An 18,632-nucleotide genomic window follows, 5' to 3' on the forward strand; every position below is an offset into this window, starting at 1 on the left:
CAGGCTACCGCCCGGGTCCGACAACCCGACCGACGACACCGGCCCGGCGGTCCTGGGACCACCGGGCCGGGCAGTGGGAACGATCACCCACCGACGATCACTGGGCAGTGATCACTCGGCGTCGAGCTGCGCACCGACCTCGTCGGAGATGTCGAAGTTGGCGAAGACGTTCTGCACGTCGTCGCTGTCCTCCAGGGCGTCGATCAGCTTGAGGATCTTGCGGGCGCCGTCGACGTCCAGCTCGACCTGCATGCTCGGGAGGAAGTTGGCCTCGGCCGAGTCGTAGTCGACGCCGGCGTCCACCAGCGCGGTGCGCACGGCGACCATCTTGGAGGCCTCGGAGACGATCTCGAACGACTCGCCGAGGTCGTTGATCTCCTCGGGCTCCTGGTCCAGGACGACCTCGAAGAGCTTGTCCTCGTCCACGCCGTCGGCCTTGGGCACGATGACGACGCCCTTGCGGGCGAAGAGGTACGACACCGAGCCCGGGTCGGCCATCGAGCCACCGTTGCGGGTCATCGCGACGCGGACGTCGGAGGCCGCGCGGTTGCGGTTGTCCGTGAGGCACTCGATCAGGACGGCGACGCCGTTGGGGCCGTAGCCCTCGTACATGATGGTCTGGTAGTCGGCGCCGCCGGCCTCCAGACCGCCACCGCGCTTGACGGCGCGGTTGATGTTGTCGATCGGGACCGAGCTCTTCTTCGCCTTCTGGATGGCGTCGTAGAGGGTCGGGTTGCCCTGCGGGTCGGGACCGCCCGTGCGCGCCGCCACCTCGATGTTCTTGATCATCTTGGCGAAGAGCTTGCCGCGCTTGGCGTCGATCACGGCCTTCTTGTGCTTGGTGGTAGCCCACTTAGAGTGGCCGGACATCGCCAGCTCCTTTACGTCGCCAAAGGGAAATGAACAGATGAGATCTTACCGGTGTCGTCACCGGTGAGGTGCACACGGTCAGCGCGCGGTCAACACGCGCCCGTCCCGCACCCGGCCCGCGGTCAGCCCGCGACGGCCGCGAGGTGCTCCTCGACCATCTTCACGAAGTACGCGTGCACCCGGTGGTCGCCGGTCAGCTCCGGGTGGAAGGAGGTGGCCAGCAGGTTGCCCTGGCGCACGGCCACGATCCGGCTGTCCGGACCGTCCGCGGCGGGCAGCTCGGCCAGCACCTCGACGCCCGCGCCGACCGCCTCGACCCAGGGGGCGCGGATGAAGACGCCGTGCACCGGCGCGTCGTCCAGGCCCTTGAAGGCGATCCCGGACTCGAAGGACTCGTTCTGCCGGCCGAAGGCGTTGCGGCGCACCGTCATGTCGATGCCGCCGACGCTCTCCTGGTCCTCCCGACCGTCCAGGATCTTGTCCGCGAGCATGATCATGCCCGCGCAGGTGCCGTACACCGGCATCCCCGCGGCCACCCGCTCGCGCACCGGGTCCATCACGCCGAACAGCAGCGCCAGCTTGGACATGGTGGTGGACTCCCCACCGGGGATCACCAGTGCGTCGACCTCGGCCAGCTCCTCGGCGCGGCGCACCGGACGGGCGAGCGCGTCGGCCTCGGCCAGCGCCACCAGGTGCTCGCGGACGTCGCCCTGCAGGGCGAGGACGCCGATGACTGGAGTGCTCACGGTCTTCAACCTCAATCGATCGTTACTACGGACGTACGTGGCGCGGCCCGCCGCGGCGCCGAAGCGCTGCGGCGGGCCCTGACCTTCGGAACCCGCGGGGCGACTACCAGCCGCGGTTGGCGTAGCGCTCGGTCTCCGGCAGGGTGTCGCAGTTGATGCCGACCATGGCCTCGCCCAGGTTGCGGGAGGCGTCCGCGATGATCTTCGGGTCGTCGTAGAAGGTGGTGGCCTTCACGATGGCCGCGGCGCGCTTGGCCGGGTCGCCCGACTTGAAGATGCCGGAGCCGACGAAGACGCCCTCGGCGCCCAGCTGGCGCATCAGCGCGGCGTCGGCCGGGGTGGCCACGCCACCGGCGGAGAACAGCACGACCGGCAGCTTGCCGAGCTCGGCGACCTCCTTGACCAGCTCGTACGGGGCGCGCAGCTCCTTGGCGGCGGCGTACAGCTCGTTGTTGTCCAGGGCGCGCAGCCGGCCGATCTCGTTCTTGATCTGGCGCAGGTGGCGGACGGCCTCGACGACGTTGCCGGTGCCGGCCTCGCCCTTCGAGCGGATCATGGCCGCGCCCTCGGCGATGCGGCGCAGGGCCTCGCCCAGGTTGGTGGCGCCACAGACGAACGGGGTGGTGAAGGCGAACTTGTCCGAGTGGTTGACCTCGTCGGCCGGGGTCAGCACCTCGGACTCGTCGATGTAGTCGACGCCGAGCGACTGCAGGACCTGGGCCTCGACGAAGTGGCCGATGCGGGACTTGGCCATCACCGGGATGGAGACCGCGGCGATGATCTCCTCGATCATGTTCGGGTCGGACATGCGGGCCACGCCGCCGTCCTTGCGGATGTCGGCCGGAACCCGCTCCAGGGCCATGACGGCGACCGCCCCGGCGTCCTCGGCGATCTTGGCCTGCTCGGCGTTGACCACGTCCATGATCACACCGCCCTTGAGCTGCTCGGCCATGCCGCGCTTGACCCGGGCGGTGCCGATCTGCGGCTGGTCTGCGGTGGTGGGGGTGGTGGACACGTGAGACCTCACTCGAAGATGAACCAGTGCTATCGCCCTATGGTAGGCGGAACAGGGGGCCCCTCCATGCGCCACCAAGTCCAGCCAGGGCGAAGGGATACGACAAACGGGCCGTATCCCCGGACACCCTATGCAGGCGCCCCTTCCGGCGTGAGAGCGGGCGGCGGGGCGTCGTCCATCTCGAAGGCCATCGGGAACGGCGCCTTCCCCGCCAGCCGGAAGTACCGCACCAGCCGGTGCTCGCGCACCGCCCGCGCCGCCCGCACCGCGTCGTTGTGGAACCGACGGGCCATCGGCACCCGGCGCACCGCGGCCGTCAGATCACGAACCGCGTCCTCCCCGCCCGGCTCGGCCACCAGCGCCGCCACCTGCGCCGGCTCCTCCAGCACCGCCCGCAGCGCCAGGCTCAACTGGCTCTCCGCCACCTCGCGCTGCTCGTCGTCGGCCTGCCGGGCCGCGTGCGCCGCGTCCAGCAGCAGCAGCGACGCCGCCGGGTCCAGCAGCGAGGACGTCGCCAGCTCCATCGCCACCGAGGCCCGGCGGACCAGCTGCGCGTCCAGTGCCGCCCGCGCGGCGTCGATCCGGGCGTGCAGCCGGTCCAAGCGGCCGGCCGTCCAACTCAGGTACATGCCGAAGAGCACCACGGCCACGCCGGCCCAGATCCAGGTAGTCACGGGCCGCTACGTTACCGGGTGTCACCGGGCGGCCCGACCGGCGTCAGCCGACCGCGACCGCGTTGCGGTAGCTCTCCCGGTCGATGTCCGCCACGTTGACGGCGGTGAACAGCCGGGTGCCCGGCGCCGGCCGGACGTACGCGGCCAGCAGCGCCAGGACGCCCTCGCCGAGCGCCGCCTTCGCCTCCGGCGTCCGGCCCGGGAACATCTGGACCTCGACGTACACCTGGACGTCGGCCGGGGTCCCGCTCGTACCGACCACGAGCTCCTCGCTCTGCCGGAACAGCGTCTTGCAGGACTCGGGCTTCGCGCCGACGGTGTCCTCGGCGAGGCGGTTGATCGCCAGGCCCAGCGCCCGGCGGTCGAAGCCGCCGGCCAGGCCGGCCGAGTAGTCGACGGAGATGTGCGGCATCGTCTTCCCCCATGCGGTGAAGCAGTACGGTCGGCCCGACCCTAACCCCACCGACACCCGGGCCCGACCCGGCCCCACCACCGTGCGGGCTCAGTCCCTGGCCAGCCCGAACCGGCCGCGCCGCCCGCTGCGCTCGTCCTCCTCGACGACTGCGGCGGCCCCCGCCGTCACCGTCTCGTACACGGCCAGGATGTCCGCGCCCACGGTCGACCAGTCGAACCGCCGCACGTGCCGCGAGGCCGCCTTGCGCAGCTCGTCCAGCCGCCCCGGATCGTCCAGCAGCCGCAGCGCCGTCCGGGCCAGCGCGTCCGCGTCCTCCACCGGGAACAGCTCGCCCGCGTCCCCGCCGTCCAGCACCTGCTTGAACGCGTCCAGGTCGCTCGCCAGCACCGGGGCGCCCGCCGACATCGCCTCGACCAGGATGATCCCGAAGCTCTCGCCGCCCGTGTTCGGCGCCACGTACAGGTCCACGCTGCGCAGCAGCCGGGCCTTCTCCTCGTCGCTCACCATGCCGAGGAACTCCACCTGCCGGCGCACCTCCGGCGCCAGGCCCGCGACGGCCTCCGCCTCGTCGCCCTTGCCCGCCACCAGCAGCCGCACCCCCGGCCGCTCCGCCAGGATCCGCGGCAGCGCCGCCAGCAGCGTCGGCAGGCCCTTGCGCGGCTCGTTGATCCGGCCGATGAAGCCGATCGTGCCCGGCTCCCCCTTCGCCGCGCCGCCCGTCCAGCGCTCGTCCGGCTCGGCGTCCGCGAAGAAGCCCACGTCCACGCCGTTCGGGATCACCACGGCGTCCCCGCCCAGGTGCTCCACCAGGGTCCGCCGGGCGTACTCCGACACCGCGATCCGGGCCCGCATCTTCTCCAGGCCCGGCTGCAGGATCGGCGAGGCCGCGATCATCGCCCGCGAACGCGGGTTGGAGGTGTGGAACGTCCCCACCATCGGCCCGGTCGCCGACCAGGCGGCGAGCATCGACAGGCTCGGCGAGGCCGGCTCGTGGACGTGCAGGATGTCGAAGCGCCCGTCGTGCAGCCACCGCCGCACCCGTGCCGCCGACAGGATGCCGAAGCTCAGCCGCGCCACCGACCCGTTGTACGGCACCGCCACCGCCCGCCCGGCCGAGACCACGTACGGCGGCAGCGCCTCGTCGTCCTCGGCCGGCGCCAGCACCGACACCTCGTGCCCCAGGCCGATCAGGTGCTCGGCCAGGTCCCGGATGTGGAACTGCACCCCGCCGGGGACGTCCCAGTCGTACGGGCAGACGATGCCGATCTTCACGGGTTCCTCAAGCTCCTTCGGACAGTCGTAAGGGTCGGCGGTCAGGACCCGGAGGCCTCGGCCGCGGGCTCGGGCGCCGATTCCGCGGGCACCGCGGACGGCTCCTTCACCGTCTCACGGGTCGGCAGGTCGGCCAGCCAGAACTTCTGCAGCATGTGCCAGTCCTCCGGGTGCTCGCGGACGTCGCGCTCCCACACCGCCGCCATCGCCTGGGTCATCGCCCGCGCCTGCTCCTTGCGGTCACCCTCCCCGGGCACCGCCACCTCGGGGTGGATCCGCGCCCGCAGCACCGGGCCGTCGTACCAGAGCGTCACCGGCAGCAGCGCCGCACCGGTGCGCTGGCACAGCGCCGCCGGACCGGCCGGCATCCGGGTCGCCTCACCGAAGAAGGACACCTCGATGCCAGCCTCCGACAGGTCCCGGTCCCCCACCAGACACACCAGCCGGCCCTCGCGCAGCCGCCGCGCCAGCGTGCCGATCACGTTCACCGAACCGCCGGTCAGCGCCAGGACCTCCATGCCCTGGCCCTCCCGGAACTCCACGAACCGGTCGAACAGCCGCTCCGGCTTCAACCGCTCCGCGACCGTCGTGAACGGGTAGCCCTGCTGTGCCACCCAGGTGCCCGCCAGGTCCCAGTTGCCCATGTGCGGCAGCGCTATCACCGCGCCCCGGCCGGTGTCCACCGCCGCCCGCAGGTGCTCGAATCCGTCCACCTGCACGTCCCGGGCCACCCGCTCCCGGCTCCACACCGGCAGCCGGAACGACTCCATCCAGTACCGCAGGTACGAGCGCATCCCGGCCCGCGACAACGACCGCAGCGCGGCGTCGTCCAGCTCCGGACGGACCCGGCGCAGGTTCGCCTCCAGCTGCAGCACCCGCTTGCCGCGCTTGCGCCACGCGTAGTCCGCCAGCCGCTCGAACAGCCCCCGCGCCACCGGCTCCGGGAGGTGTTTCAGCAGCCCCCACCCCAGCGCGTACGCCCAGTACACCAGTCGGTCCGTCACCGCAGGACGCCCCCCATCAGCTCCCGGCCGCCGCTCGGTCGGCCTCGAACGCCTCCCGGCGCACGGTCAGCATCCGCTGGAACACCGTCACCAGGCTGCCCACCGCCACCAGCCACAGCGCCACCGGCAGCAGCCACTCCACGTACGGCACGCCGAACGTGTGCAGACCCGCGATCCCGGCCGCCACCAGGCTGGCCACCAGCCGCTCGGCCCGCTCCACCAGCCCCGACACGTCACACGGCAGGCCCTGGCTCTCCGCCCTCGCCTTCGTGTACGACACCACCAGACCGCTCGCCAGGCAGAAGATCGCCACCGCGCACAGCAGGTTGTCGTCGCCCTTGCCGGCGTACCACATCGCCAGGCCGCCGAAGATCGCCGCGTCCGCGACCCGGTCCAGCGTGGAGTCCAGGAACGCCCCCCACTTGCTGGTCCGGCCCAGCTGACGGGCCATGTTCCCGTCCACCAGGTCCGAGAAGATGAACAGCGTGATCGTGATGGTGCCCCAGAAGAACTCCCCGCGCGGGAAGAACACCAGCGCACCGGCCACCGAACCGGCCGTCCCGACCAGCGTCACGGTGTCCGGGCTCACACCCAGACGGATCAGGAACGCGGCGAACGGGGTCAGAACACGTGTGAAGAAGGCACGCGCGTATTTGTTGAGCATGGCCTTCCCAGCCGCCCCGATCTCCCGGATACCCGCCTGGCGCAACACGCGCGGCAGACGGCCGGACGGATCAGCCCGTCCGGCGCACCCATCGTAGCCACGCCCGGGACACGCTCCACCGCACGCACCGCCGGACCGCACCCCCGCCACGGCACGCACACGTACGGTCACCGCCCGGCCGTGCGACGCCCACCCCGGCCCCGCCGCACAGGCGGCGGCTCGAAGACCGGCCCTAAACTGCGAAGGACAGCCTCGGCGCCACGGGAGGAGACCCCGATGCCCGACCGCAGCACGGCACGAGCCGGCCAGGCACCCGCCGTCACCGGCCCCCGGGACCTGCGCAACGTCGTCCTCATCGGCTCCAGCGGTGTGGGCAAGACCACCCTCGCCGAGTCCCTCGCCCACGCCGCCGGCGCCACCGGCCGCGCCGGACGCGTCACCGACGGCACCACCGTCTCCGACCACGAGGACATCGAGCACCAGCAACAGCGCTCCGTCCAGCTCTCGCTGCTGCCCCTCGAGTGGAAGGGCGTCAAGATCAACCTGCTCGACCCGCCCGGCCACCCCGACTTCACCGCGGACCTGCGCGCCGCCCTGCACGCCGCCGACGCCGCCGTCTTCGTCGTCTCCGCCACCGACCCGGTCACCGCCTCCACCCGCACGCTGTGGCGCGAGTGCGCCGCCGAAAACGTCCCGCGCGCCATCGCCGTCGCCAAACTCGATGTCGCCCGCACCGGCTTCGACGACATCCTCGCCGTCTGCCACGACGCCTTCGAACTCGGACCGGACACCCTCCGCCCGCTCTTCCTGCCCGTCCTCCACGACGGCCGGCCCGACGGCAGCGTCGACCTGCTCACCGGCGACACCTACGGCGACGCCACCCCGCTCCCCGACACCGGCCCCGCCCACGACAGCCTCGTCGAGGCCATCTCCGGCCAGGACGACACCCTCATGGAGCGCTACCTCTCCGGCGACACCCTCGACACCGACTCCCTCGAAGCCGGCCTGCGCCGCGAAGTCCTCGACTGCACCCTCCACCCCGCCGTCCCCACCAGCGAGAACGGCCTCGGCGCCGCCGAACTCCTCGACCTCATCGCGCACACCTTCCCCGACCCCACCGAACGCACCCGCCCCGGCCCCGACTGCGACCCCGACGCCCCGCTCGCCGCCCAGGTCATCCGCGTGACCGGCGACGCCTACGTCGGCCGGATCAGCCTGCTGCGCGTGTACGCCGGCACCCTGCGCCCCGACACCAAGATCCACCTCGTCGGCCCGGCCCACACCGCCGACCAGAACGGCGACGAACGCGTCACCGGCCTCACCAGCCCCTTCGGCAAGGTCCAGCGCCCCGTCCCGCACGCCGTCGCCGGCGACCTCGTCTGCGCCGCGAAACTCACCACCGCCCGTGCCGGCGACACCGTCCACGACCCCGGCCACCCCGTCGAACTCGACGGCTGGACCCTCCCCGAACCCCTGCTACCGATCGCCGTCGAGGCCCACAGCAAGGCCGACGACGACAAGCTCTCCCAGGGACTCACCCGGCTCACCGCCGAGGACCCGGCGCTCCGCCTCGAACAGAACCCCGACACCCACCAGCTCGTCCTCTGGTGCACCGGCGAGGCCCACGCCGAGGTCGTCCTCGACCGCCTGCGCACCCGCCACGGCGTCCACGTCGACACCGTCGAACCCAAGGTCGCCCTGCGCGAGACCTTCGGCACCGCCGCCGCCGGCCACGGACGCCTCGTCAAACAGTCCGGCGGGCACGGCCAGTACGCCATCTGCGACCTCGAGGTCGAACCCCTCCCGGCCGGCTCGGGCTTCGAGTTCCAGGAACACGTCGTCGGCGGCGCCGTCCCCAAGCACTTCATCCCCTCCGTCGAGAAGGGCGTCCGCGCCCAGCTCGCCAAGGGCGTCTCCACCGGCCACCCACTCGTCGACGTCCGGGTCACCCTCACCGACGGCAAGGCCCACTCCGTGGACTCCTCCGACGCGTCCTTCCAGAACGCCGCCGCCCTCGCCCTGCGCGACGCCGCCGAACACGCCGTCATCCGCCTGCTCGAACCCGTCGCCGCCGTCAGCGTCCTGCTGCCCGACGACTACCTCGGCGCCGTCCTCGGCGACCTCTCCGCCCGCCGCGGCCGCGTCCTCGGCACCGAAACCGCCGGCCCCGGCGTCACCCTGCTGCGGGCCGAGGTCCCCGAACTCGAACTCGTCCGCTACCCGATCGACCTGCGCTCCCTCACCCACGGCACCGCCGAGTTCTCCCGCGCCTACCTGCGCCACGAACCCATGCCCGCCGCCCTGGCCGAGCGCCAGACCGACTGAGCGCCCAGGCCGTACGGACCGCACCGACCCACCGCCGACAGCCGACAGCCGCCCGGGCGGCTGTCGGCGTCACCCGGACGGGCTCAGGGCCGGACGGGCCCGCGGTTCGGCAGCGCGCACGCGGCCGTGCCCCCCGGCATCCGGTGCCGGTTGCGCGCCACCCAGCGGTAGACCACACCCGCCACCGGCCGCACCGGCGCCGCCGTCAACACCGCGCCCAGGTACGCCCACGCCCCACCGGAGCGCATCAGCAACCGCGCGACCGCCTGTGCGCCCCCGTGCACCCGCCCGGTCGGCGTCACCCACAGCACCTCGCGCTCGGCCCGCTCGGCCGACACCTCGCCCCGACCGCCCGCGAGCCCGTCCAGCGCCCCGAGGTCCGCGAACTGGAAGGCCACCGCCTCCCAGCCCCCCGAGGCCAGCGTCTGGCGCAGGTACCGCTCCGCCCACCGCACGCAGGACGAACAGAACGCGCAGTCCCCGTCGAAGACCAGCACCGGATCCTTCACAGCGGCTCCCCTTTCCTCGCTCCCCCACCATCCTCCTCCACCCCACCGCGCCCCGCCCCGGCGGGTATCGACCGGCCCGAACCTGGGCATCATGCCTCTCGGGTCCGGCACGGCTCGAACGTGACGGTACTTCAGACGATCATCCGCGCCGGGGTGCCGCAGCACGGTAACCTGCCGCTGACAAGGGGAGGAGGGGACGCCACCGTGACCACACTCGACATGACCCCGGGTGCGCAGATACCCCGGACCGACGCCGGCCCGCAGACCGCCGTCACCCAGGCGCTCTCCTCGGCCGCGTACCGCGACGGCGAGATCGGCGACTTCGTCACGGCCGTCGCCGACGCCAAGGAGAAGAAGGGCCGCTTCGCCCTCTTCCGTCCCAACCTCGGCGAGGCCTTCAGCAAGGCCCTGGTCTCCCGGGCCCTCGGCGGCGACCGCAAACCCATCGTCCCCGCCTTCGGCGTCGACACCCGCCAGGTCGTCGAACACTGCCTGGCCGCCGAGGAGTTGCGCAACACCCGAGACCGGCAGCTGACCACCGTCACCCTGGTCACCGGCGCGCTCTTCCTCCCCGGCACCCTGCTCTGGCTCGCCGCCTTCCAGGTGCGCGCCTGGCTGAAACGGGACAACCCGAAGAACGCCGGCGTCTACGGCGGCATCGTCCTCGCGCTCGCCGCCGCACTCGCCGTCTTCCTCGTGCTGCGCCCGCCGGCCGCCGGCGCCCTCGGCGTCTACCTGCGCGTCACGATGCTCGCCCCGGTCATCGGCTGGTACCTCGCCCGGCGGATCGTCGAACGCTCCGCCAAGGACCTGCGCGCCCGCTGGCAGGCGCTGGTCGAGGGCTCCGCCGTCGCCGCCACCGTCGCCAAGGCCGTCCCCCGTGACGACCTCGACAAGAAGGCCACCACCCTGCGCGACAAGCTCGGCCGCCTCGACGCCGAGCAGGAGACCAACGTCCACCACTACGCCGGCCCCAAGGGCATCCTCGGCGCCGGGCGCCGCTGGGGCGAGTGGCGCCTCGCCGACACCCTCCACCCCGCCGACGGCCACGCCGACTTCCGTGCCTTCCACCCCTGGGACCTCGTCCGCCGGATCTCCTCCCACCTCAAGGGCCTCGGCATCAGCCACGTCGCCAACAGCGGCATGCCCAACGTCACCATCAAGCAGTGGGTGGTCTTCGACATCGGCGAGGGCGCCGACGAGATCAGCCGCCCCGGCAACGCCGACATGGACGGCGACCGGATGCGCGACTTCGCCGTGCAGAGCATCGCCGACAAGCAGACCTTCTCCGGCGGCCCCCGGCACTACCTCGCCACCCAGTTCATCACCCACGACGGCAAGCTGGTCCTCACCTTCACCGTCACGGTGACCCTGCTCGCCAACGTCCTCAACATCACGGTGTCCGGCTACGCCCTCGGGCCGGTCAAGGGCGTCTTCTTCGACAAGCCGAAGGACAAGGAGAAGTCGGTCTCCAAGACCGTGAAGTTCTGGGAGGAGCGCACCGTCAAGCTCCCCCTGATCGACAACGACGAGGTCGTCCGCCAGGCCGTCCGCGCCCCCTTCTACCGGATGCCGGGCCTGCTCGGCTGGCTCGGCGGCGGGCTCGGCCTGCCCGAGCCGTTCGGCCTGCGGCACATCTGGGCCGGCCGCGCCTGGGACAACCGCTCCATGGTCGACAACGCCATGAACGCCTCCGTCCCGGTGCTCAACGCGGTCCACAGCGCCACCCTGGAGTTCCTGCAGGAGCACGACCTCGACGCCGACCGCTTCTTCAAGACCCGCACCTCGATCATCAAGTCCGAGGCGCAGAGCCCCCGGCCGTACGACGTCGACACCTTCAACGCAGGCTGAGCCGGCCCCGCACGGCGGAGGGGCCCGCCACCGATCTCGTCGGTGACGGGCCCCTCCGCGTTCCGGCGTCCGCGTCCGGTCCGGGTCAGCCCTGCGGCCAGACCTCGGCCAGCATCTTCCGGGTGTCCGCCAGCAGCTGCGGCAGCACCTTGGTGTGGCCGACCACCGGCATGAAGTTGGTGTCCCCGCCCCAGCGCGGCACCACGTGCTGGTGCAGGTGCGCCGCGATCCCGGCGCCGGCCGCCGCGCCCTGGTTCATCCCGATGTTGAAACCGTGCGCCCCGGAAGCCGCCCGCAGCGCGGTCATCGCCTTCTTGGTGAAGTCCGCCAGCTCGGCCGTCTCCGCCCCGTCCAGGTCGGTGTAGTCGGCCACGTGCCGGTACGGGACCACCATCAGGTGCCCGCCGTTGTACGGGTACAGGTTCAGCACCGCGAAGACGGCGCTCCCCCGGGCGATGACCAGCCCGTCCTCGTCGCTCAGCGACGGGATCGAGCAGAACGGACAACCGTCGTCCGGAGCCGGGCCGGTGGGCTTGTTCTCACCCTGGATGTACGCCATCCGATGGGGGGTCCACAGGCGGCGGAAGCCGTCCGGCTCCCCGACGCCCCGCTGCAGTTCCGGCTCAGTCGTCATGCTGATCAGCATATTCGCCCGACGGTGGATGCAAAGCCGCGCGGGGCAGACTCATCGAGAGCCTGCCCCGCGCGTGACGGTCGTGCTACCGGATCACACCTGGATCCGGTTCTTGACCGCGTCCACGATCTCGGCGACGGCGTCCGCGACCGGAACGCCGTTCTTCTGCTCGCCGTTGCGGTAGCGGAAGGACACCGCGCCCGCCTCGACGTCGTCGTTGCCCGCGATCAGCATGAACGGCACCTTGCTGCGCTGCGCGTTCCTGATCTTCTTCTGCATGCGGTCGTCCGAGGTGTCCACCTCGACCCGGATCCCGTGCTTCTTCAGCTCCGCCGCGACCTCCAGCAGGTACGGCACGTGCTCGTCGGTGATCGGGATGCCGGTCACGGTGACCGGGGCCAGCCACGGCGGCATGGCGCCGGCGTAGTGCTCCAGCAGCACCGCGAAGAAGCGCTCGATCGAGCCGAACAGGGCACGGTGGATCATGACCGGACGCTGACGCGAACCGTCCGCCGCGGTGTACTCCAGGTCGAAGCGCTCCGGCAGGTTGAAGTCGAGCTGGATGGTCGACATCTGCCAGGTCCGGCCGATGGCATCCTTCGCCTGCACCGAGATCTTCGGGCCGTAGAAGGCCGCGCCACCCGGGTCCGGCACCAGCGGCAGGCCCTGCTTCTCGGCCACGCTCGCCAGGACGGCGGTGGCCTCCTCCCAGGTCTCGTCGCTGCCGACGTACTTGACCGGGTCCTTGGTCGACAGCTCCAGGTAGAAGTCGGTCAGACCGTAGTCGCGGAGCAGGTTGAGCACGAAGGTCAGCGTGGAGTCGAGCTCCTCCGCCATCTGCTCACGGGTGCAGTAGATGTGGGCGTCGTCCTGCGTGAAGCCGCGGGCACGGGTCAGGCCGTGCACGACGCCGGACTTCTCGTAGCGGTACACCGTCCCGAACTCGAAGAGGCGCAGCGGCAGTTCACGGTACGAGCGGCCGCGCGCGTCGAAGATCAGGTTGTGCATCGGGCAGTTCATCGGCTTGAGGTAGTAGTCCACGCCCTCGTCGAGCTGCATGGGCGGGTACATGCCGTCCGCGTACCAGTCGAGGTGGCCGCTCTTCTCGAAGAGCTTCCCCTTGGTGGCGTGCGGGGTGTAGACGAACTCGTAGCCCTCTTCCTCGTGCCGCTTGCGCGAGTAGTCCTCCATCGCCCGGCGGATGATGCCGCCCTTGGGGTGGAAGACGGCGAGGCCGGAGCCGATCTCCTCGGGGATGGAGAAGAGGTCCAGCTCGTTGCCGAGCTTGCGGTGGTCGCGCTTCTCGGCCTCGACCAGGAAGTCGAGGTGGGCCTTCAGCTCGTCCTTGGACGGCCAGGCGGTGCCGTAGATGCGCTGGAGCATCGGGTTCTTCTCGCTGCCGCGCCAGTAGGCGGCCGCGTTGCGCATCAGCTTGAACGCCGGGATGTGCCGGGTGCTGGGCAGGTGCGGGCCGCGGCAGAGGTCGCCCCAGCAGTGCTCGCCGCTCTTGGCGTCCAGGTTGTCGTAGATGGTGAGTTCGCCGGCGCCGACCTCGACGTCGGCGCCCTCGCCGGCGGTGGCGGCGGAACCCTTCAGGCCGATCAGTTCGAGCTTGTACGGCTCGGCGGCCAGCTCCTCGCGGGCGGACTCGTCGGTGACCACGCGGCGGGAGAACTTCTGCCCGCGCTTGATGATCTCCTGCATCTTCTTCTCGATGGCCTTGAGGTCATCGGGGTGGAAGGGCTTCTCGACGTCGAAGTCGTAGTAGAAGCCGTCCTTGACCGGCGGACCGATGCCGAGCTTGGCCTCGGGGTAGAGCTGCTGAACGGCCTGGGCCATGACGTGCGCGGTGGAGTGGCGCAGGATGTCGAGGCCGTCCTTGCTGCCGATCTCGACCGGCTCGACCTCGTCGCCGTCCTGGACGGCGTAGGCGAGGTCCTTGAGCTGGCCCGCGACGCGGGCGGCGATGATCGAGCGGTCGTCGGCGAAGAGCTCGGCGGCCGTGGTGCCCGTCGTCACCACGCGCTCTTCCCGATCGGGTTCGCGGCTGATGATTACCCGGACGTCCGTCACCGGTCTCTCCTGACGTGCTGGATTTCAGAGGACGCAACACTGCGCTGCGCGTGACGATGGTACCGAGAGCGCCGCCCCCGCCGTCCACCTGCCGCCCGCCTCCGCCCCTGCGGCCCGCCCCGCTACGCGCCCTCGTTGCTCTCCCCCGGGCCCTCCGCCAGGCCTTTCAGCAACCGCTCGCGGTCCTCGTCCTCCCAGCCGCACAGTTCGAAGCCTTCGGGGCGGGTCAGCCGGCGGAAGCCGCTGCGGCTCTCCAGCCGGCCGGAGACCCGGACCGGGAGGCCTGCGAGGTGGGCCTCCGCGGCGAGCCGGTAGTCGGGGTCGGGCAGCCGGAGCTTGAGTTCGCGGACCTCGGCGCCGGCGAGGACGCGCAGCCGTACCGCGCCCTGTCCGGCGGGGTCGGCGCGCTTGAGCCGGGTGACCACGCCGACGACGGTGACGGCGACGGCGGGCTCGATCCGCTCCAGCAGGTCGGCGGCCTCGGTGAGGGCGGGGAGGTCCCCGGGCGAGAAGTCGAGGACGATCCGGCGGTCCCCGAAGCCGCCCGGCGTCCCCGCGGCGGCCGACCAGGCGACGGTGAGCCGGGCGGCCGTCGCGCCGCGGACGAGTTCCTCGACGGACCGCACGAGTTCCCGGCTGACTCCGGCCCGGACGGCGTTCTCGAAGGCCTCGGGCCCGCCGCTGACCCGGCGGTAGTCGACCGCGTCGCGCAGCGCCTCCAGGGCGCGGACGAGGGTGGTGACGGCGGCCCGGCCCTCGGGGGCGGGGGTGTGCGCGGTGAGGGCGGCGCCCTGTTCGACCACCAGGACGCGGTCCAGGAAGTCCCCGGCGGGGCCGTCCAGCCGGGCGCCGAAGTGGGCGGCCCTGGTCCGGGCGGCCTTGGCCCCGGCGGCGAGCATCCCGCGCGCCGCCCGCCGGAGGCACTCGGCCTCGTCCCAGGGGGTGGCCTCGGCGGGGCCGGGCGGTTCCCGGCGCCAGCACAGTTCGTCGCCGGGGACGGCCAGGGCCAGCAGGATCGACCGGGCGGAGGGGGTGCGGGAGCGGGAGAGCGCGGTGACGGCGTCGGCGAGGAGGTCGACGGCGTCGTCGAAGCCGTCGCCGGCCGGGACGAGGAGGCTGGTGCCGGGTTCGTCGTCGGGCGGGGTCCAGCGGCCGTAGCGGGCGGCCGGTCCGCCGCGGCGGACCCAGCCGTGCCGGGCGAGCAGGGTGGCCAGCACCGCGGGGTCGACGGTGGCGGGGTCGGGCAGTGTCGGGGCCGGCTCGCCCGGTCCGTGGGGCGGTGTCATGGGTTCGGCTCCTCGCTGCCGGGGCCGGGCGGTCACGGGCTGCCGCCCGCGCCGACCCGGGCCATGATGTCGCAGAGCGCGCGGTCGTCGAAGACCTTGTCGGTGGGCACCCGGACGTTGGTCCGCCGCTGTCCGGTGACCGGGTGGCCGGCCAGGTTGACCCAGTAGCAGCAGTGCCGCAGTTCCAGGGCGTCCGGGCGGGCCCGCAGCCAGTGGTCGACCCGGCTCGGCAGCAGCATCACGACCAGGATCCGGGGCACGGCGACCCTGGCTCGGGCGAGCTTGCGCAGGTGGTCGTTGTCCAGGGTGAAGCTGAAGAACCGTCCGGCCGGGTCGGGCGCGATCTGCTGGGTGGCCTTGAGCTGGATCTTGAGGGTGACCTCGTCGTCCACCCGGTGCGCCCGGGAGCCGTGGTTGACCTGCCAGTCGATGCCGTTGTCCGGGAACGGCTGGGAGAGCGAGCAGCCGGCCGCGGCGGCGACCGCGTGCAGGTAGCCGACCTGCAGCGTCTCCATGCAGGCGGTCACCGCGAGGTTCCCCCGCAGGACGGCCGATGCCTCCTCGGGCTGCGGCTGTGTCAGTGCCATCGCCCCGTGGCCTCCCCCGGGTCCGGGCCCGTCCGGTTCGAACGGGGCAGTCGATTCGAACGGGACGGTCATGGGCAGGATCCCCGGTCGAGCCTGGGCCAAACGGGTTGAAGCACCGTCAGAACCGGGTATCAACCGGGCGCGGAACGCACGCCTGAGGGGCAGTCATGCAGCAGCACTGGTACACCGGCCCACTCGCTTCCTTCGACACCGAGACCACCGGCGTGGACGTGGAGAACGACCGGATCGTCTCGGCCGCCCTGGTCGTCCAACCCGCCCCGGGCGCACCGGTGCGGACCACCACGTGGCTCGCCGATCCGGGCGTCCCGATCCCGGACGGCGCCCGCGCGGTGCACGGCATCACCGACGAGCACGTCCGGCTGCACGGCCGGTCGGCCCGTACGGTGGTGGCGGAGGTCGTCCGCGCGCTCGCGGCCGAGGCCCGGGCCGGGCACCCGGTGGTGGTGATGAACGCGCCGTACGACCTGACGCTGCTGGACCGGGAGTTGCGCCGCCATCACGGGCTGACGCTGATCGGCGACCTGGACGCGGCGGGGCTGCTGGTGCTGGACCCGCGGGTGCTGGACAAGCACGTGGACCGCTACCGCAAGGGCCGCCGGACGCTCACGGACCTGTGCGCCCACTACGGCGTGGAGCTGGCCGGGGCGCACGACGCGGCGGCGGACGCGACGGCGGCGCTGGCGCTGACCCGTCGAATAGGTGCCCGTTACCCGGCGGCGCTCGGCGGGCTGACGGCGGCCGAACTGCACCTGCGGCAGACGGTCTGGCACGCGGCGCAGGCGCGCGGGCTGCAGAGCTGGTTCGACCGCTCGGGGGTGGCGGAACGGGTGGACCCGTCCTGGCCGCTGCGGCCGGCCCGGTGCGGCTGCGGGCGCCGGATGGAGCCGGAGCACGGCTGCGAGGCGGCGGCGTAGCGGACGGTCCGGCAATCGGCCCCGGAACGCACCGCAGGCCCTGACCGGTTTCCTGGTCAGGGCCTGCGTGCTGTCCGGGTGGGCGATACTGGGATCGAACCAGTGACCCCTTCGGTGTGAACGAAGTGCTCTCCCGCTGAGCTAATCGCCCGGGCAACGAGATGAACTGTAGCACCATTCGGAGGTCGTCGTACAACTCGTCCTTCCGGAGTCCCCCGACGCATCCGCAGAACTCGCGCTCCGCGCGGAAGGTGACTGCGCCTCAGCGGATTAGTGACGACTCTTCGGCGCTTTCCGGAAATACACGTGAGGCCCAGCCGATAATCGGCTGGGCCTCACGTATCACAATGCATTCCGGTGGGCGATACTGGGATCGAACCAGTGACCCCTTCGGTGTGAACGAAGTGCTCTCCCGCTGAGCTAATCGCCCGGGTGCAGGGAAAACATTACCGCATCCCGGAGGGTGCTCCGAACACGCTCCCCGTCCGCGACCCCGGGGCCGGCCCGCTCAGCTCTCGTCCGGTTGCCAGGGGAGGGTCAGGCCGTAGCGGGCGAGGTACCAGCCGCCCGCCCCGACGACGACGGCCAGCCCGAGCGCGGTGACCGTCAGGTTGCGACGGCGCACCCGGGGGTCCATCGCCCGCCGGGCCGCCTCGGCGACCTTGCGGCGGGTCCAGCGCAGGGCCCGCCGGGCCCAGACGAACTCGGTCGCCCAGATCCCCATGCCCAGGAAGATCACCACCCAGCCCGGACCGGGCATCGGCAGCATCACCACGCCGAGCCCGACCACCGCGAGGCCGGCCACGAAGACCACCGCCTGCCAGACCCGGTGCAGCCCGCGGGAGCGGCGCACGAAGGCCGGCGCCCGCGAGCCGACCTCCCGGCCGCCGTCGACGACGTCATCCGGGGTGATCGCTTCACCCGTTCTCGTGTTCCCGGCCGTCTTGTCGTTTCGCACAGTCATGCCAGGAAACTAACCAAGAAGCGCCTCGGTAATGCCCGGCCCACCCGCTCCGGGACGAATCCGCAATGCGCCGTCAGGGGTACGACTCGCGCCCGAATCGGGACAGAGGGGTTTACATCGGTCTTGGGGGTGGGATGGTCCGTTCGCCGACGTGCGATTCCCCGAGCGCACACTGAGCGAAAGGCCATGGCGCTTATGAACACCACGGTCAGCTGCGAGCTGCACCTGCGCCTCATCGTGTCCAGCGAGTCCTCACTGCCCGTTCCCGCGGGCCTGCGCTACGACACCGCCGACCCCTACGCCGTGCACGCCACGTTCCACACGGGCGCCGACGAGACAGTGGAGTGGGTGTTCGCCCGAGATCTCCTCGCGGAGGGGCTGCACCGACCCACCGGTACCGGCGACGTCCGGGTGTGGCCGTCGCGCAGCCACGGGCAAGGGGTGGTCTGCATCGCGCTGAGCTCTCCGGAAGGAGAAGCCCTGCTGGAGGCCCCGGCCCGGGCGCTTGAGTCGTTCCTCAAGCGGACCGACGCCGCGGTGCCGCCCGGCACCGAACACCGTCACTTCGACCTCGACCGGGAGCTGTCCCACATCCTCGCCGAAAGCTGACCCCCGACCGGAGACGGTCACGCCCCGCTGTCGGCGGGGCAGCACCGCCTGCCGTCATCGCTGCCGTCCTACTCGGGGGCACGGCAGCGGACTCAGCCGCGCACGACGCGGCCTCGGGGCCGGTGGAACGGCCCGCTCCCACCGGAGCGGGCCCGCAGCACCACAGGCGCCCGGCACCGAGGCCGGCCACCCGTTCGGG

General features: G+C 72.0%; 18 protein-coding genes and 2 tRNA genes. 4 read left to right on the top strand and 16 right to left on the bottom strand.

Annotated features, from left to right (window positions below):
• Positions 1 to 111 precede the first annotated feature (111 nt).
• The 8 genes from ACFV04_RS23740 to pgsA form a co-directional block, all read right to left on the bottom strand.
• Entirely contained in the window at positions 112 to 870 is a 759-nt protein-coding gene (locus ACFV04_RS23740) for a YebC/PmpR family DNA-binding transcriptional regulator (RefSeq protein WP_360266304.1), read from the bottom strand.
• Positions 871 to 992: 122 nt separating this feature from the next.
• Positions 993 to 1,616, bottom strand: a complete 624-nt coding sequence (pdxT, locus tag ACFV04_RS23745) for a pyridoxal 5'-phosphate synthase glutaminase subunit PdxT (protein WP_360266301.1) — start codon at positions 1,614 to 1,616, stop codon at positions 993 to 995.
• A gap of 103 nt (positions 1,617 to 1,719) precedes the next feature.
• Positions 1,720 to 2,631, bottom strand: coding sequence for a pyridoxal 5'-phosphate synthase lyase subunit PdxS (gene pdxS, locus ACFV04_RS23750; protein WP_380338359.1), 912 nt, complete (start codon positions 2,629 to 2,631; stop codon positions 1,720 to 1,722).
• Between the two features lie 128 nt (positions 2,632 to 2,759).
• Positions 2,760 to 3,260: a hypothetical protein gene (locus tag ACFV04_RS23755; protein WP_380338747.1), complete on the bottom strand. Its 501-nt coding sequence runs from the start codon at positions 3,258 to 3,260 to the stop codon at positions 2,760 to 2,762.
• An 88-nt stretch (positions 3,261 to 3,348) separates the two neighbouring features.
• Positions 3,349 to 3,717: a 5-carboxymethyl-2-hydroxymuconate Delta-isomerase gene (locus ACFV04_RS23760; RefSeq protein ID WP_380338356.1), complete on the bottom strand. Its 369-nt coding sequence runs from the start codon at positions 3,715 to 3,717 to the stop codon at positions 3,349 to 3,351.
• A gap of 90 nt (positions 3,718 to 3,807) precedes the next feature.
• Positions 3,808 to 4,992 carry a glycosyltransferase family 4 protein gene (locus tag ACFV04_RS23765; RefSeq protein WP_380531937.1) on the bottom strand — a complete coding sequence of 395 codons (1,185 nt, stop codon included), beginning with the start codon at positions 4,990 to 4,992 and terminating at the stop codon, positions 3,808 to 3,810.
• 41 nt (positions 4,993 to 5,033) lie between these two features.
• On the bottom strand, positions 5,034 to 5,996 hold the full coding sequence (locus ACFV04_RS23770) for a phosphatidylinositol mannoside acyltransferase (protein WP_380338351.1): 963 nt from the start codon (positions 5,994 to 5,996) through the stop codon (positions 5,034 to 5,036).
• A gap of 16 nt (positions 5,997 to 6,012) precedes the next feature.
• Positions 6,013 to 6,660 (bottom strand): phosphatidylinositol phosphate synthase, encoded by a 648-nt coding sequence (pgsA, locus tag ACFV04_RS23775; RefSeq protein ID WP_380338348.1) that lies wholly within the window; start codon positions 6,658 to 6,660, stop codon positions 6,013 to 6,015.
• Positions 6,661 to 6,936: 276 nt separating this feature from the next.
• Between pgsA and ACFV04_RS23780 the strand changes: the two genes are divergently transcribed.
• Positions 6,937 to 8,985, top strand: a complete 2,049-nt coding sequence (locus ACFV04_RS23780; protein WP_360266287.1) for an elongation factor G-like protein EF-G2 — start codon at positions 6,937 to 6,939, stop codon at positions 8,983 to 8,985.
• Positions 8,986 to 9,068: 83 nt separating this feature from the next.
• Here the strand turns inward: ACFV04_RS23780 and ACFV04_RS23785 are convergent, their stop codons facing one another.
• Positions 9,069 to 9,494: a thiol-disulfide oxidoreductase DCC family protein gene (locus tag ACFV04_RS23785; protein ID WP_380338346.1), complete on the bottom strand. Its 426-nt coding sequence runs from the start codon at positions 9,492 to 9,494 to the stop codon at positions 9,069 to 9,071.
• 204 nt (positions 9,495 to 9,698) lie between these two features.
• Here ACFV04_RS23785 and ACFV04_RS23790 point away from each other — a divergent pair, with 204 nt between their 5' ends.
• On the top strand, positions 9,699 to 11,345 hold the full coding sequence (locus ACFV04_RS23790; protein ID WP_360266281.1) for a hypothetical protein: 1,647 nt from the start codon (positions 9,699 to 9,701) through the stop codon (positions 11,343 to 11,345).
• Positions 11,346 to 11,430: 85 nt separating this feature from the next.
• Here the strand turns inward: ACFV04_RS23790 and ACFV04_RS23795 are convergent, their stop codons facing one another.
• The 4 genes from ACFV04_RS23795 to ACFV04_RS23810 all read right to left on the bottom strand — a co-directional run bounded on the left by ACFV04_RS23795 (position 11,431) and on the right by ACFV04_RS23810 (position 15,925).
• Positions 11,431 to 11,991 (bottom strand): HIT domain-containing protein, encoded by a 561-nt coding sequence (locus ACFV04_RS23795; RefSeq protein WP_360266278.1) that lies wholly within the window; start codon positions 11,989 to 11,991, stop codon positions 11,431 to 11,433.
• A gap of 81 nt (positions 11,992 to 12,072) precedes the next feature.
• Positions 12,073 to 14,052 carry a threonine--tRNA ligase gene (gene thrS / locus ACFV04_RS23800; RefSeq protein ID WP_380338341.1) on the bottom strand — a complete coding sequence of 660 codons (1,980 nt, stop codon included), beginning with the start codon at positions 14,050 to 14,052 and terminating at the stop codon, positions 12,073 to 12,075.
• A gap of 122 nt (positions 14,053 to 14,174) precedes the next feature.
• On the bottom strand, positions 14,175 to 15,338 hold the full coding sequence (locus tag ACFV04_RS23805; protein WP_380531944.1) for a hypothetical protein: 1,164 nt from the start codon (positions 15,336 to 15,338) through the stop codon (positions 14,175 to 14,177).
• A 32-nt stretch (positions 15,339 to 15,370) separates the two neighbouring features.
• Positions 15,371 to 15,925 (bottom strand): DUF4365 domain-containing protein, encoded by a 555-nt coding sequence (locus ACFV04_RS23810; RefSeq protein WP_380338336.1) that lies wholly within the window; start codon positions 15,923 to 15,925, stop codon positions 15,371 to 15,373.
• A 167-nt stretch (positions 15,926 to 16,092) separates the two neighbouring features.
• Between ACFV04_RS23810 and ACFV04_RS23815 the strand changes: the two genes are divergently transcribed.
• A complete protein-coding gene (locus tag ACFV04_RS23815) occupies positions 16,093 to 16,860 on the top strand; it encodes an exonuclease domain-containing protein (protein ID WP_380531947.1) in 768 nt (255 codons plus the stop codon).
• 79 nt (positions 16,861 to 16,939) lie between these two features.
• On the opposite strand, the gene ACFV04_RS23820 is transcribed toward ACFV04_RS23815, so the two are convergent.
• The 3 genes from ACFV04_RS23820 to ACFV04_RS23830 all read right to left on the bottom strand — a co-directional run bounded on the left by ACFV04_RS23820 (position 16,940) and on the right by ACFV04_RS23830 (position 17,824).
• A tRNA-Val gene (locus ACFV04_RS23820) sits at positions 16,940 to 17,011 on the bottom strand.
• Positions 17,012 to 17,218: 207 nt separating this feature from the next.
• Positions 17,219 to 17,290, bottom strand: a tRNA-Val gene (locus ACFV04_RS23825).
• A 78-nt stretch (positions 17,291 to 17,368) separates the two neighbouring features.
• Positions 17,369 to 17,824 (bottom strand): TIGR02611 family protein, encoded by a 456-nt coding sequence (locus ACFV04_RS23830; RefSeq protein WP_380531950.1) that lies wholly within the window; start codon positions 17,822 to 17,824, stop codon positions 17,369 to 17,371.
• Between the two features lie 195 nt (positions 17,825 to 18,019).
• Between ACFV04_RS23830 and ACFV04_RS23835 the strand changes: the two genes are divergently transcribed.
• Positions 18,020 to 18,433 (top strand): SsgA family sporulation/cell division regulator, encoded by a 414-nt coding sequence (locus tag ACFV04_RS23835; RefSeq protein WP_030056266.1) that lies wholly within the window; start codon positions 18,020 to 18,022, stop codon positions 18,431 to 18,433.
• Positions 18,434 to 18,632: the final 199 nt, after the last annotated feature.

This window comes from Kitasatospora sp. NPDC059599, from assembly GCF_042735125.1.
Lineage (GTDB): Bacteria > Actinomycetota > Actinomycetes > Streptomycetales > Streptomycetaceae > Kitasatospora.

What these genes read in the sequence shown, in the direction of transcription:
- ACFV04_RS23740 (WP_360266304.1), bottom strand. Translation starts at nt 870, where the DNA reads ATGTCCGGCCACTCTAAGTGGGCTACCACCAAGCACAAGAAGGCCGTG.
- ACFV04_RS23755 (WP_380338747.1), bottom strand. Translation starts at nt 3,260, where the DNA reads ATGTACCTGAGTTGGACGGCCGGCCGCTTGGACCGGCTGCACGCCCGG.
- ACFV04_RS23760 (WP_380338356.1), bottom strand. Translation starts at nt 3,717, where the DNA reads ATGCCGCACATCTCCGTCGACTACTCGGCCGGCCTGGCCGGCGGCTTC.
- pgsA (WP_380338348.1), bottom strand. Translation starts at nt 6,660, where the DNA reads ATGCTCAACAAATACGCGCGTGCCTTCTTCACACGTGTTCTGACCCCG.
- ACFV04_RS23780 (WP_360266287.1), top strand. Translation starts at nt 6,937, where the DNA reads ATGCCCGACCGCAGCACGGCACGAGCCGGCCAGGCACCCGCCGTCACC.
- ACFV04_RS23795 (WP_360266278.1), bottom strand. Translation starts at nt 11,991, where the DNA reads ATGCTGATCAGCATGACGACTGAGCCGGAACTGCAGCGGGGCGTCGGG.
- ACFV04_RS23805 (WP_380531944.1), bottom strand. Translation starts at nt 15,338, where the DNA reads ATGACACCGCCCCACGGACCGGGCGAGCCGGCCCCGACACTGCCCGAC.
- ACFV04_RS23810 (WP_380338336.1), bottom strand. Translation starts at nt 15,925, where the DNA reads ATGGCACTGACACAGCCGCAGCCCGAGGAGGCATCGGCCGTCCTGCGG.
- ACFV04_RS23815 (WP_380531947.1), top strand. Translation starts at nt 16,093, where the DNA reads ATGCAGCAGCACTGGTACACCGGCCCACTCGCTTCCTTCGACACCGAG.
- ACFV04_RS23830 (WP_380531950.1), bottom strand. Translation starts at nt 17,824, where the DNA reads ATGACTGTGCGAAACGACAAGACGGCCGGGAACACGAGAACGGGTGAA.
- ACFV04_RS23835 (WP_030056266.1), top strand. Translation starts at nt 18,020, where the DNA reads ATGAACACCACGGTCAGCTGCGAGCTGCACCTGCGCCTCATCGTGTCC.